This is a genomic window from Bacillus sp. NEAU-Y102 (genome assembly GCF_054788175.1).
In genome coordinates this window covers 24,952-37,531 of the sequence record NZ_JBTWFK010000009.1, presented here as the reverse complement: position 1 = coordinate 37,531, position 12,580 = coordinate 24,952, and the positions used below count along the sequence as shown (strand labels likewise).

The following is a 12,580-nucleotide window of genomic DNA, read 5'->3' as shown; positions in this document are numbered from 1 at the left end:
CTCTTCTTATTGCAAAATGTATGCCAACTTTCCTTTCTAGCATTTATCCTATATTCTTTGTATCCAGGCATAAAAAATAAGTCTATAAAGACTCATTAAGAGTCTTTATAGACTTATTTTCCTTACACATTAGACTTTTCTTTCTCCCAGAAAAACTCACCCGATTGAGAAATAAACTCTCCAACAGAATCTAACACTAAATCAGCAAGTGGTTCTAATGTTGGACGGTCTCCCGTACCAGATAGCACCCCAATTGCATAGCAATCACCACCATTTTTAGCTAAATGTAAATCAGTTGGCGTATCTCCAACAACCGCAACCTCACATGATTCTAAATTAAATTTCTCACAAAACACTTCTATAATCTTTTTATCTGGTTTTTGCGCAAGGAATGTATCCGAGGCTATAATATAATCAAAAAAGTTCTCCAACTTATATTGTTTTAAAAATAATTCTGTTGGTGCGAAATCATCCGCCGTGACAACCCCTAATATAAATCCTTTATCTTTTAATGCCTGTAACACTTTCGGTAAATCTGCTGTCATTTTCATATGCGAACGATGCTCATACATAAGGGAAAATAACTTCTCACTTACCCAATGATGCATCTCTTCTTCTCTAGCAGACTCAATATAATTACAAAGCCCCTTCGCTACATCAAGGCTTGTTCCAGCAGCTATTGCACTCCTCGGATTAACAAATGCTCCCTCTACACCAATCTCTTCTAATAAGGTCTGCCCTATTGTACTTGGTAAATGATATAAACTTATACATTCAGCTACAAGTTCTTCAGCTACTTTTATCCAAATTGAATGAAAATCCATTAATGTCCCATCTTTATCAAATAGTATTGCTTTTACCTTCTCCATAGCATCCTACCTCTCGTTTCTTATCTCCTCCAGTGTATCAATAAAATATGGATGTAAAATAAAAGAATTGTAAAAATACCATAAAAATCAAACTAACTCCCAATTTACAATTCATTTTAACAAAGTAAAAAAGGATGCCTTTACAAGGCATCCTCTTGATGTTCAGGAACAAATAGTTCTAAACAATGATATATATTTTCGAATTCCATCGGTGCATCTCCACCATACTCACCATCTAAATTAATCATTAGTTTATCTGGTGAATGTACTTTAATTCGGTTCGCTTGTGTATATAACACTTTTGGATTATTAATATGTTCACCACGTTGTGCTTGTGTTGCTGCTTTAATTAAATCAGCGATAGAACCTTTTTTCAGTACTAATAGGTCAAATAACCCATCGTTAATAGATGCATACGGTGCTACCTTTTCAAATCCACCTACTGAACGAGTATTCGTAATTAAAAACATCGTAATTTCTTCTTGTAGTAACTTTCCATCATACTCAATTTCAACATATGTCGGATGCAATGATGGTAACATCTCGATACCTTTTAGGTAATAAGCAAGTTGTCCTAATACTGTCTTTAACTTACTCGGTACTTCGTATGTTAATTCTGTAATACGACCGCCACCAGCGATGTTAATAAAATATGTATCGTTCGCTCTACCGAGGTCTAATGGCACTGTTTTTCCTTCGCAAATAATATCTGCTGCCTCTTCAATAGAACGAGGTACACCAATCGCACGTGCAAAGTCATTTGTCGTTCCAACTGGAATAATTCCAAATTTCGGGCGGAATTCATGTCCAACTAAACCGTTTACTACTTCATTTAATGTACCGTCGCCACCAGCGGCAATAACAACATCAAACTTACGATCCGCAGCTTGCCTCGCCGCCACAGTAGCGTCTCCAGGACCCGTTGTCGCATGACAAGATGTCTCATAGCCAGCTTGTTCTAATTTTTGTAATACTTCTGGTAAGCTCTTCTTAAATAGCTCACGCCCAGAAGTAGGATTATAAATAATTCTTGCTCGCTTCATCATTTATTAGCACAGGAAATTTCTTTATGCATCGAAAAAGAACATACCGAACTTCTATTCAGTATTCCCATGCCTACCTCCTCTCATCTTGCTATCCTTCTTTTATCCCGCTCAAACAGGCAGTAAGAACCCGATTCGTGTAGTCCATCAAAAGTAAATATTCATTTCAATGGTTTTGTTTTATTTGACCAAAAAATTTATCCCGCTATTTGTGGGCAGTAAATGCCCGATTGGTGTGGGCTAATAATCAGCTTTGGATGAACCTCCCACTGATTAAAGTTTCACTTTATTTCTATCCATTCTTCCATAAAAATTTACATATAACGAATAATAACTATCTATTATTTCATGAGATGAAAAAAACCTCTATGTTTAGATTTATCATTATTCCCACCTTTTTGCAACTATCATACCATAGTTGCTATACAAACATTTTTCCACTTTTGACAGTTAATCAAACGTTTGTTTAAACGATTTTGTCTCATTTAAACAAACGTTTGATTAACCTAGAAAAACACCCATGTACGGGTGTTTTTCTGCTTAATCTTTAAAAGTCACTACTATTATCGCTTATTAATCTCTTCAAGTAAGATTTTGTTAACAAGCGGTGGATTTGCTTGTCCTTTTGTAGCTTTCATAATTTGACCAACTAAGAACCCAATTGCACGGTCTTTACCGTTTTTAAAGTCTTCGATAGATTGCCCATTATTATCAAGAATTTCTGTTACAACTTTACGAAGTGTACCCTCGTCAGAAATTTGAACAAGACCTTTCGCTTTAACGATTTCTTCTGGGTCTCCACCTTTTTCGATTAATTCATTAAATACTTTCTTCGCAATTTTAGAAGAAATTGTACCTTTTTCAATTAATTGAACCATTTTAGATAAACCAGCAGGCGTTAATGCAACGTCTTTTAATTCTTTTTGTTGTTTGTTTAAGTATGCAAGTACTTCACCCATTAACCAGTTCGATGTTAATTTCGCATCAGCACCGTCTGCAACAGTCGCTTCAAAGAAATCAGACATTTCTTTCGTTAATGTTAATACGTGTGCATCATAAGCTGGTAAGCCAATTTCTGCAACGTAGCGAGCTTTACGCGCATCTGGAAGTTCTGGAATAGAAGCTCGAACTGCTTCTTTCCACTCATCGTCGATGTAAAGTTCAACTAAGTCTGGCTCAGGGAAGTAACGGTAATCGTCAGATCCTTCTTTCACACGCATTAAGATTGTTTTCTTCGTTGCTTCATCATAACGACGTGTTTCTTGTTGGATGATACCACCAGATAACAGTTCTTTTTCTTGGCGCACTTGCTCGTGCTCAAGACCTTTTTGTACGTAAGTGAATGAGTTTAAGTTTTTCAGTTCCGCTTTTGTACCAAACTTCTCTTGTCCAACTGGACGAAGAGAAATGTTCGCATCACAACGCAGAGAACCTTCTTCCATCTTACAATCAGATACACCAGTATATTGAATGATTGATTTTAACTTCTCTAAGTATGCATATGCTTCTTCTGGCGTACGCATATCTGGCTCAGATACGATCTCGATTAAAGGCATACCTTGACGGTTGTAGTCTACTAATGAACCATCAGCTGTATGCGTTGATTTACCAGCATCTTCTTCTAAATGAAGACGTGTAATACCGATACGTTTCTTTTTACCGTCTACTTCGATTTCAATCCAACCATTTTCACCAATTGGCTTATCAAATTGAGAAATTTGGTAAGCTTTCGGATTATCTGGATAGAAATAGTTTTTACGGTCGAACTTCGTTTCCGTTGCGATCTCACAGTTTAATGCCATTGCAGCTTTCATTGCAAAGTTAACTGCTTCTTTATTTAAAGTAGGAAGTACCCCTGGGTATCCTAAGTCAATTACACTTGTTTGTGTATTTGGCTCCGCTCCGAATTCTGTTGGACTCGCAGAGAAAATTTTCGAATTTGTTTTTAACTCAACGTGAACCTCTAAACCAATAATTGTTTCTAAATTCATCTATGCTCGCCTCCTTACAGACTTGCTTTTTTTGTATGATAGTCTGTTGCTTGCTCAAACGCATGTGCAACGCGGTAAATTGTCGCTTCATCGAAGTGTTTACCAATGATTTGTAGACCAAGTGGCATGTTGTTAGCACCGAATCCACATGGAACTGAAATCGCTGGAACACCCGCTAAGTTTACTGGGATTGTTAAAATGTCATTTGCATACATTGTCATTGGGTCGTCAACTTTTTCTCCAACTTTAAATGCCGGAGTTGGTGTTGTTGGTCCAATAATAACATCATAGTTAGCAAATACATTTTCAAAGTCATTTTTAATTAATGTACGTACTTGTTGTGCTTTTTTGTAATATGCATCATAGTAACCAGAGCTAAGGGCAAATGTACCAAGCATAATACGACGTTTAACTTCATCACCGAAACCTTCACTACGTGTGTTTTTGTAAAGATCTAATAAGTTATTTACATTATCAGAACGAACACCGTAACGCACGCCATCAAAGCGTGAAAGGTTAGCAGATGCTTCAGAAGAAGATAATAAGTAATACGTTGCTAGAGCGTATTTAGAGTGCGGAAGAGATACTTCCTCCCAAGTTGCGCCCATACCTTCTAATACTTTTAAAGCAGCTAGTACTGACTCACGAGCTTCTTCGCCAACACCTTCGCCTAAGTATTCTTTCGGTACAGCAATGCGTAAACCTTTAACATCGCCTGTTAAACCAGCTAAATAGTTTCCAACTTCAACATTTGCAGAAGTTGCATCCATGCGGTCAATACCTGAAATAGCTTGTAATAAGTATGCATTGTCTTCTACTGTACGTGTAATCGGTCCGATTTGGTCAAGTGAAGATGCGAATGCTACTAATCCGTAACGAGATACGCGTCCGTAAGTTGGTTTTAAACCTACAACACCGCAATATGCAGCCGGCTGACGGATAGAACCACCCGTATCAGAACCTAGAGAGAATAGTACTTCTCCCGCTGCTACAGCTGCTGCAGAACCACCACTAGATCCGCCCGGAACGTAATCTAAGTTCCATGGGTTTTTCGTAGCGTAGAATCCTGAGTTTTCATTTGAAGAACCCATTGCAAACTCGTCCATGTTTAATTTACCGATTGTAATCGTGTCAGCAGCTTTTAGCTTTTGCACAACTGTCGCATCATAAATTGGATCGAAGTTTGCTAACATTTTACTCGCACAAGTTGTACGAAGGCCGTTAGTTACAATGTTATCTTTTACACCAATTGGCATACCGAATAATAAACCATTATCTTCAGCGCCGATTTTTGCATCTAATTCTTTCGCTTTTGCGCGTGCATTTTCTTCATCTAATGTAAGAAAAGCTTTTACGTTATCTTCAACATCCGCAATACGTTTGTAAGATTCTTCTACTAAATCCGTAACGGAAATTTCTTTGTTGTTTAATTTCTTATGTAACTCTGATACTGAATGATCAAATAATGACATCGAAATTCCCCTCCTCTATTCTAATACTGCTGGAACACGGATTTGATTATCTTTGTGATCCGGTGCATTTTTTAATACTTCTTCGACTGGTAAACCTTTTTCTGGTACATCTTCACGCATAACATTTTTCATAGTTAATACATGAGTTGTTGGTTTTACATCTGTTGTATCTAATTCATTTAACTGTTCTGCAAATGTAACAATTGCATCTAGTTGTTTTTGAAATTTTTCAGCTTCTTGATCAGTAATTGCAAGACGTGCTAAATGTGCTACGTGCTTTACATTCTCAACGGAAATTCTTGACACGGCTAGGCCACCTCCATAATATATCGTTCAATCTACAATACTATTGATGATACCAAATTTTCAGTACTTCAAGCAAGTCAACACACGGCACTTACGCCATTTTTACATAAAAAAAGAAAGGCAAATGCCTTTCTTTACAATTTACTCTTTATCTAACGGTTTATTTTTCGGAAATCTCTCGTTATCTTCTTCATTATCACGAATTGTTTTTTGTAACACAAAACAAGACATCGTTAAAAATAGTGTTCCAATTAAATAGTATCCTTTTACACTAAGCGTTTCATCTAACGTATAAATCCCAATTAGCATACCTGAAAGCGCGCAAACAAATGAAGTCCATGCTAAAAATGTGAACGCTTGCGTATTACGTCTTCTCATCGTTCTCCCCCTCGTTAGCTGTATACCCATTATAGATAAGTATATTTACCATGATGGATTTTTATGTAAATTCTAGTTTTATATTTATAAATCTATCATAAAAGAATACTATTTTAAAGATAGTTTTCTTTTTAATCTGAAAAATCAATCAAAAACATTGACAATTATTTCTATTCTACATAAAATAAAAATAAATATTACGAACCTCGAAATATATGGGAGTGGAATTAATTGTTGCAATATGAACATTTTTTAGACTTACTGCTAGATAACGCCAAGAAACTTTTCTATCCTGAAGAATGGGTAAGCCTAGATTTAACACTTTCTAAAACAGAAGTATTTTGTTTACTTTGGATGGAGCGAAATACAGATATTACAATGACAAAAATTGCTGACCTTCTTGATATACCGATGAGTACAACGACAGGTGTTGTAAATCGCCTCGTAAAAAAGGGATATATTGAAAGGTACCGTGATGAAAACGACCGACGCATTGTATTAATTCGTTTAACAGAAAACGGCGTAATGCTCGTCCAAGAAGTAAAACAAAATGCAGCCCATTACTTTAACCTAGTGACAGAAGCATTATCAGAAGAAGAAAAAGCATTCTTACTACAAATCTTCCAAAAGATCATGAATCACATCGCTACGTCACAGCAAAAAACAGAAGAAAAGGTTTCTACACCTAAAATGAAAAACATTCCGATTGAATAAAACCCTAGTTGGGTTTTTATTCAATATTTTATTTCGATACTCGTAATATTCGACACTCGAAACAAAGGGGATAGAATAATGAGAATTATTTTGTATACAGGTAAAGGCGGCGTAGGAAAAACTAGCATTTCAGCAGCAACAGCGCTTCAAAGCGCAAAACAAGGATTAAAAACATTAGTAATGAGTACAGATCCTGCTCATAGTTTAGGAGATTCATTTGGTATAAAGCTATCTTCTGAGCCATTAGAAATTCGTGAAAATTTGTGGGCACAAGAAATTAATACGATTTATGAGATGGAAAAAGGCTGGGGGAAATTACAGAAATATATTACGCTACTCTTCACTTCCAAAGCAGCTGATGATATTACAACAGAAGAGTTAACGATGTTTCCTGGTATGGAAGATTTAATTAGCTTACTTCGCGTACTCGATTATTATAAACAAAACACATATGATGTTATTATCATTGATTGTGCTCCAACAGGAGAAACATTAGCAATGCTCAGCTTTCCAGACATGCTCAGCTGGTGGATGGAAAAACTCTTTCCTATTAAAAGAAAAGTTTTAAAAGTTGTTCGCCCTGTAGCTCAACCACTTCTTGGTGTTCCTCTTCCAACCGATGATATTATGGACGAATTAACGAATACACTTGAACAGCTCGGAGAAATGAGAGATATTTTATCAAACCGAGAAATAACAAGTATCCGCATCGTTGTAAATCCCGAAAAAATGGTCATTAAAGAAGCTCAGCGTAGCTTTACTTATTTAAATTTATACGATTATAACGTAGATGCCATTATGATTAACCGCGTCATCCCTAACACTGTCACCGATCCTTATTTTCAAGCATGGAAAGATACTCAAAAAAAATATAAAACATTAATTCAAGATAGTTTTCAGCCGCTTCCTATTTACGAAGCTCCAATGTTTGAACAAGAAGTTGTTGGTTTACCTATGTTAGAGCGTGTAGGAGATGCTTTATTTAAAACTGATCATTGTCCTACTGAAGTGAAATTTAACGGCCGCACACAATATGTAAAAAAAGATGGCGATGATTATATTTTCATTCTTTCTATTCCCTTCTCAAATAAAAGTGAACTTTCATTAAATCAAAAAGGTGATGAACTTATTATTCGAGCCGGTTCTGTTAAACGGAACATCACGTTACCCAAAACATTAACACACCTTTCTATTCAAGGAGCAAAATTTGAAGAAGATGTACTAAATATTCGCTTTGGAGGTGTAGTACATGCATGAGGAATTACTACGAAGGGTAATTCGTACAAAAGTAAAAGTCGGGATGCATATATTAGAAGAGCTACCTAATCCAATCCAGCAATCAGCTAAGCAAATATTAAATATTTTACAAGAGGAACTAGCTGCTTATCCGAAAGAACGAGAGCATCATGATGTTAATTTAAAAAATATCATAATTGAATAACTATCTCTGTATAGAGGGCCTTTTTTAGGCTTTCTATACTTTATTGGAGTGATGTAAGTTGATGAAAAAGCATTCCACTACTATACTCTGGATCATTCCCTTATTATTTTTCATTCATAACCTTGAAGAAGCTTTCCAAATGCCACAATATCTTGCTAATCAATTTTCAATCCGTATTATAACTAGCCAACAATTCTTCATTGCCATTTCCGTATTAACAATCTTTGTATTACTTATCGTCTTTCTATATCAACTTAACTTCTTGTCTTCTATATGCTGGATTATTTTTATACAAGGGGCCATCTTCTTTAACTCTGTTCAACATATTATTTTGTTTTTCATTTATCGCTCCTATAACCCCGGCGTAATATCAGCATTTTTCATTACTCTCTTTTCTATTTTCTTTTTTTTATCAAAAAAACACTTAATTCATCAAAAGCAATTCGTAATTACACTCCTTTTCAGCTTATTTTCTTATCCCATTATAATTTGGATTACCTTACTGTTCGCTATCTACTTTCATTCATAAAAAAAGACCAGGAAAACTCCTGGTCCATTACTCTACTTAACAAACATTGGATTCTACGTTATACAAAATTGGAAGGTACAGAATTAGGGTTCGTTTGTTAAGTAGATTATATGTTGAACGAACTAACAGCGGAGGGGTTCCTTCTGTTAGTCCATTAAACCCAATCATTATTTTACGATTTTTTCAAGCTCCTCAAGTGAAAGGTCAACTGAAATTGAACCATCATTTGTTTCTTTCTTAATTGCATCTGTTACTTCTTTTGAATGATATAATTCAATTACTTTTTTCAGTGTTGGATCATCTTTATCTTTCGTACGAGCTGCGAAAATATTAATATAAGGCTTCGCATTTTCATTCTTTGGATCTTCTAAGAAAATAGGATCCTTCGCTGGATCTAATCCAGCTTGACCAGCAACACCGTTATTAATAACTGAAGCTGCTACATCTTTTAATACACGAGGTGTTTGCTGTGCGATAACCGGCGTGATTTTTAATTTCTTCGGATTTTCAGCAATGCCGCTTGGATCTCCAAATAAGCCAAAATCTTTTTTAAGCTTTAATAATCCAGCTGCATCAAGAAGTTTTAATGCACGTGCTTGGTTCGTTGGATCGTTTGGAATTGCAATTTCTGAACCATCTGGGATTTCATTTGCTTTCTTATATTTTTCAGAGTATAAACCCATTGGTGCAATTTGCGTTGTACCAACAGCTGTAATATCTAACTTATGCTCTTTTTTAAATTGCTCTAAGAAAGCAATATGCTGGAATGAGTTTAATTCAATATCTCCATCAGCTAACGCTTTATTTGGCGTTGTGTAATCAGAGAACTCAATCAGTTTAACTTTAATCCCTTCTTTTTCAGCTTTTTTCTTCAAAATTTCCCAAGCGTCTCCATCCGTTCCAGTTACACCGACGCGAACTACTTTTTCTTTCGCTCCTGCACCCGTGTCTCCACTTGAGCAGCCGCTTAATGCTGAGACTCCTACAATCGCTGATAATGCAAATGCTAAAATTTTCTTCATTTTCTTTTCCTCTCTTCCTTTTTATGATCTGCGTAACAAGACTTTCGCAAAGTAGTTTCCTAAATTTTGAGCTATCTGTACGAGAATGATAAGTAACACGACCGTTACGAACATAACCGATGTATCAAAACGTTGATAACCATATGTCATTGCCAAGTCACCAAGACCGCCACCACCGACAAGCCCAGCAACTGCAGAAAATTCAATTAAACCAACTGTCATAAACGTGACACCTAAGATTAATGGTGCTAACGCTTCTGGTACAAGGATTTCAAAAACGATTCTAATTGGCGAGGCGCCCATTGCTTGCGCTGCTTCAATTACTCCTTTCGGAACGGAAACAAGATTTGTTTCAACCATTCTAGCAATACCAATTGATGCGACTAACGTCATCGGGAAAATTGCCGCTGCTGTTCCAATCGTCGTTCCAATAACGCTTCTTGTTAGTGGGCTTAAAGCTACTAAAAAGATAATGAATGGTACCGGACGAATTGTATTAATTATGATGTTAAGAATAGAAAAGACCCATTTATTTTCTAAAAAGTTTCCTTTTCTCGTTACATATAAAAGTAAACCTAGAGGTATACCCAGAATTGTAGCGAATATAAGTGTTACAATTACCATTAAGAGGGTATCTCCCGTCGCATCTAGTATGCGCGGCCAAAATATACTCCAATCAACTCGCATGAGCTTCTACCTCCTTCAGCTGCACTTGCAGTCTTAGATGTTGTAATGCTTTTTGAATTTCCCTCTGCTCACCTTGCAATTCTACAAGCAGATTTCCAAATAGCACATTTTGAAGTTCAATAATATTTCCGTACAGTACATTTACATCAACGTTATAGTTTTTTGCGATATATGATAGTACCGGCTGTCCTGTCTCCTCACCAGTAAATGTTAGACGATAAATTTGACCACCATTTTGAATTTTCGCTAGAACACTTTCTGGTAAATGATCATTAATAACAGAACGTACAAAGTTTTGAGTCGTCTTTGTTTTTGGTTGCGTGAAAACATCAAACAGTTTTCCTTCTTCAATAACTTTTCCCTTCTCCATTACAGCTACACGGTGACAAATTTCTTTCACAACATGCATTTCATGTGTAATAAGAAGAATTGTTAAATTGTATTCTCGATTTACTTTCTTTAATAAGTTTAGAATTTCTGTCGTCGTTTCTGGATCTAAGGCTGATGTTGCCTCATCACATATAAGAATATCTGGCGATGTCGCAAGTGCTCTAGCAATACCAACACGCTGCTTTTGTCCCCCTGATAGCTGTTCTGGATAATAGTTTGCTTTATCTTCTAACCCTACAAACCTCAGCAGTTCATTCACTCGTTCCTTTATCTCGTTCTTTGGCAATTTCGCTAACTTTAATGGATAAGCAATATTCCCAAACACTGTTCTTGAATTAAATAAATTAAAGCTTTGAAAAATCATTCCGATTCTTTGTCTTAGTTTGCGTAATTCTTTCGTCGATAATGATGTAATATCTTTATCATCTATTGAAATCGTTCCTGCCGTTGGTCTCTCTAACATATTTACTAAGCGTAATAATGTACTCTTTCCAGCTCCACTAAAACCGATAATGCCAAAAATTTCGCCTTTCTCAACTGATAATGTTACATCCTCCACCGCATGAACAGATTGCCCAGCTGATTCATACACTTTACTTACATTGTTAAAAGAAATCATTTTTCCCCCTCCTATATGCTGTAAAAACTTGAAGCAGAGCTTTCGAGGTAAAATAAAAAGTGCCCTCCTTCTTATCAACCATAAAGATAAGAAGGAGAGCACTTATATGTACTCGTTCACATCTTCTCATCTTCCAAGCCTTTATATGGCTTGCTGGAGTTAGCACGGTATTAAAAAACCCGTTGCTGAGGTATCGTAGGGCCAGTCCCTCCACCTCTCTGGATAAGAATGTATCGATTTAATTGTCGTTTAATTAATTCTCATTATAGAACTCAGAATAATAAGAGTCAATACATTTTTTAGAAAAATATTAATTATTCCTTTATTAAAATTTTCAGATGAATATTCATCTGAAAAATAGTAACTTTCAAGGTTATTTAAAATTCCTCTTCCTCATATTTTTAAACAGGAGAATCCTCTCTACAAATTGAATAAATTTATTTGAATATGAAACTCGGAGGAAGATAAATATATGAAAACAGCTCTTTTACTCGTCGATATTCAAAACGATTATTTTCCAAATGGAAAGATGGAATTGCGTAATCCAGTAGAAGCAAGCGAATATACTAATCAGTTATTACAACACTTTAGAAAAAACAGCGAACCTATTTTTCATATCCAACACGTAGCTATAAAAGATGACGCTACTTTTTTCCTACCTAATACAGAAGGTGTACATATTCATGAAAGCGTACGTCCACTTAGAGAAGAAACAGTTATAGTCAAACATTATCCAAATAGCTTCCGAGAAACTAATCTTCTAGAGCAATTAAAACGTTTAAATATTGAACATGTCGTTGTATGCGGGATGATGACTCATATGTGTATCGATGCAACAGTAAGGGCTGCATTCGATTTTGGCTTTCAATGTACCGTTATACATGACGCTTGTGCTACAAAAGACCTTTCTTTTAAGAACGCTACTATACCAGCTGTTTATATTCACAATACAGTTTTAGCTAGTTTAAATGGCGTATATGCAAATGTAATAAGCACGCAAGAATTTTTAGCTACATAAAAAAACACTCCTTTCAGTGAGCAAAACTGAAAGGAGTGTTCCTTGTCGAACCATAGATTTTCTTTCAAATTGTATTATACAGGAAATTCTCAAAATGAATA

13 protein-coding genes, 1 pseudogene and 1 riboswitch are annotated in these 12,580 nt (G+C 35.8%); of the genes and pseudogenes, 5 read left to right on the top strand and 9 right to left on the bottom strand.

Translation table 11 applies throughout. From position 1 onward, the window contains the following. Positions 1-122 precede the first annotated feature (122 nt). The 6 genes from ACYFX0_RS21910 to ACYFX0_RS21885 form a co-directional block, all read right to left on the bottom strand. Positions 123-869 carry an HAD family hydrolase gene (locus ACYFX0_RS21910; protein WP_000416657.1) on the bottom strand — a complete coding sequence of 249 codons (747 nt, stop codon included), beginning with the start codon at positions 867-869 and terminating at the stop codon, positions 123-125. A 140-nt stretch (positions 870-1,009) separates the two neighbouring features. Next, positions 1,010-1,915: a diacylglycerol kinase gene (locus ACYFX0_RS21905; protein ID WP_000977679.1), complete on the bottom strand. Its 906-nt coding sequence runs from the start codon at positions 1,913-1,915 to the stop codon at positions 1,010-1,012. 560 nt (positions 1,916-2,475) lie between these two features. Continuing rightward, positions 2,476-3,903, bottom strand: coding sequence for an Asp-tRNA(Asn)/Glu-tRNA(Gln) amidotransferase subunit GatB (gatB, locus tag ACYFX0_RS21900; protein ID WP_001047684.1), 1,428 nt, complete (start codon positions 3,901-3,903; stop codon positions 2,476-2,478). A 14-nt stretch (positions 3,904-3,917) separates the two neighbouring features. After that, the gene (gene gatA, locus ACYFX0_RS21895; protein WP_000051441.1) at positions 3,918-5,375 is read right to left on the bottom strand and encodes an Asp-tRNA(Asn)/Glu-tRNA(Gln) amidotransferase subunit GatA; all 1,458 of its coding nucleotides are present in this window, start codon (positions 5,373-5,375) and stop codon (positions 3,918-3,920) included. 15 nt (positions 5,376-5,390) lie between these two features. Continuing rightward, a complete protein-coding gene (gatC, locus tag ACYFX0_RS21890; RefSeq protein WP_000086999.1) occupies positions 5,391-5,681 on the bottom strand; it encodes an Asp-tRNA(Asn)/Glu-tRNA(Gln) amidotransferase subunit GatC in 291 nt (96 codons plus the stop codon). 141 nt (positions 5,682-5,822) lie between these two features. Beyond that, positions 5,823-6,059, bottom strand: coding sequence for a YiaA/YiaB family inner membrane protein (locus ACYFX0_RS21885; protein ID WP_001254393.1), 237 nt, complete (start codon positions 6,057-6,059; stop codon positions 5,823-5,825). A gap of 231 nt (positions 6,060-6,290) precedes the next feature. On the opposite strand from ACYFX0_RS21885, the gene ACYFX0_RS21880 reads away from it, so the two are divergent. The 4 genes from ACYFX0_RS21880 (at position 6,291) to ACYFX0_RS21865 (ending at position 8,743) form a co-directional block, all read left to right on the top strand. Beyond that, entirely contained in the window at positions 6,291-6,773 is a 483-nt protein-coding gene (locus tag ACYFX0_RS21880; protein WP_000942477.1) for a MarR family winged helix-turn-helix transcriptional regulator, read from the top strand. Positions 6,774-6,848: 75 nt separating this feature from the next. Beyond that, complete coding sequence (locus ACYFX0_RS21875) at positions 6,849-8,030, top strand: ArsA family ATPase (protein WP_079997070.1); 1,182 nt, start codon at positions 6,849-6,851, stop codon at positions 8,028-8,030. Beyond that, positions 8,023-8,214, top strand: coding sequence for a DUF3926 domain-containing protein (locus tag ACYFX0_RS21870; protein WP_000544107.1), 192 nt, complete (start codon positions 8,023-8,025; stop codon positions 8,212-8,214). Before ACYFX0_RS21875 ends, ACYFX0_RS21870 begins: the two co-directional genes overlap by 8 nt. A 61-nt stretch (positions 8,215-8,275) precedes the next feature. Beyond that, positions 8,276-8,743, top strand: coding sequence for an HXXEE domain-containing protein (locus tag ACYFX0_RS21865; RefSeq protein ID WP_002083648.1), 468 nt, complete (start codon positions 8,276-8,278; stop codon positions 8,741-8,743). Between the two features lie 167 nt (positions 8,744-8,910). Here the strand turns inward: ACYFX0_RS21865 and ACYFX0_RS21860 are convergent, their stop codons facing one another. From ACYFX0_RS21860 to ACYFX0_RS21850, 3 genes are read right to left on the bottom strand one after another with little or no spacing between them, the layout of a single operon-like run. Beyond that, a complete protein-coding gene (locus tag ACYFX0_RS21860) occupies positions 8,911-9,765 on the bottom strand; it encodes a MetQ/NlpA family ABC transporter substrate-binding protein (RefSeq protein ID WP_000721600.1) in 855 nt (284 codons plus the stop codon). Positions 9,766-9,786: 21 nt separating this feature from the next. Then, positions 9,787-10,452, bottom strand: coding sequence for a methionine ABC transporter permease (locus tag ACYFX0_RS21855; RefSeq protein WP_001261865.1), 666 nt, complete (start codon positions 10,450-10,452; stop codon positions 9,787-9,789). Continuing rightward, a complete protein-coding gene (locus tag ACYFX0_RS21850; protein WP_000622967.1) occupies positions 10,442-11,461 on the bottom strand; it encodes a methionine ABC transporter ATP-binding protein in 1,020 nt (339 codons plus the stop codon). The genes ACYFX0_RS21855 and ACYFX0_RS21850 overlap by 11 nt, the downstream gene beginning before the upstream one ends. Before the next feature lie 123 nt (positions 11,462-11,584). Then, positions 11,585-11,690, bottom strand: a riboswitch (SAM riboswitch). 243 nt (positions 11,691-11,933) lie between these two features. Between ACYFX0_RS21850 and ACYFX0_RS21845 the strand changes: the two are divergent. After that, positions 11,934-12,499 (top strand): annotated as a pseudogene (locus tag ACYFX0_RS21845) (cysteine hydrolase family protein). The last annotated feature ends 81 nt before the right edge of the window (positions 12,500-12,580 follow it).

Bases quoted from the DNA above. Each gene is read 5' to 3' on its own strand.
- ACYFX0_RS21910 (WP_000416657.1), bottom strand. From the start codon at position 869: ATGGAGAAGGTAAAAGCAATACTATTTGATAAAGATGGGACATTAATG.
- ACYFX0_RS21905 (WP_000977679.1), bottom strand. From the start codon at position 1,915: ATGATGAAGCGAGCAAGAATTATTTATAATCCTACTTCTGGGCGTGAG.
- gatB (WP_001047684.1), bottom strand. From the start codon at position 3,903: ATGAATTTAGAAACAATTATTGGTTTAGAGGTTCACGTTGAGTTAAAA.
- gatA (WP_000051441.1), bottom strand. From the start codon at position 5,375: ATGTCATTATTTGATCATTCAGTATCAGAGTTACATAAGAAATTAAAC.
- ACYFX0_RS21885 (WP_001254393.1), bottom strand. From the start codon at position 6,059: ATGAGAAGACGTAATACGCAAGCGTTCACATTTTTAGCATGGACTTCA.
- ACYFX0_RS21870 (WP_000544107.1), top strand. From the start codon at position 8,023: ATGCATGAGGAATTACTACGAAGGGTAATTCGTACAAAAGTAAAAGTC.
- ACYFX0_RS21865 (WP_002083648.1), top strand. From the start codon at position 8,276: ATGAAAAAGCATTCCACTACTATACTCTGGATCATTCCCTTATTATTT.
- ACYFX0_RS21860 (WP_000721600.1), bottom strand. From the start codon at position 9,765: ATGAAGAAAATTTTAGCATTTGCATTATCAGCGATTGTAGGAGTCTCA.
- ACYFX0_RS21855 (WP_001261865.1), bottom strand. From the start codon at position 10,452: ATGCGAGTTGATTGGAGTATATTTTGGCCGCGCATACTAGATGCGACG.
- ACYFX0_RS21850 (WP_000622967.1), bottom strand. From the start codon at position 11,461: ATGATTTCTTTTAACAATGTAAGTAAAGTGTATGAATCAGCTGGGCAA.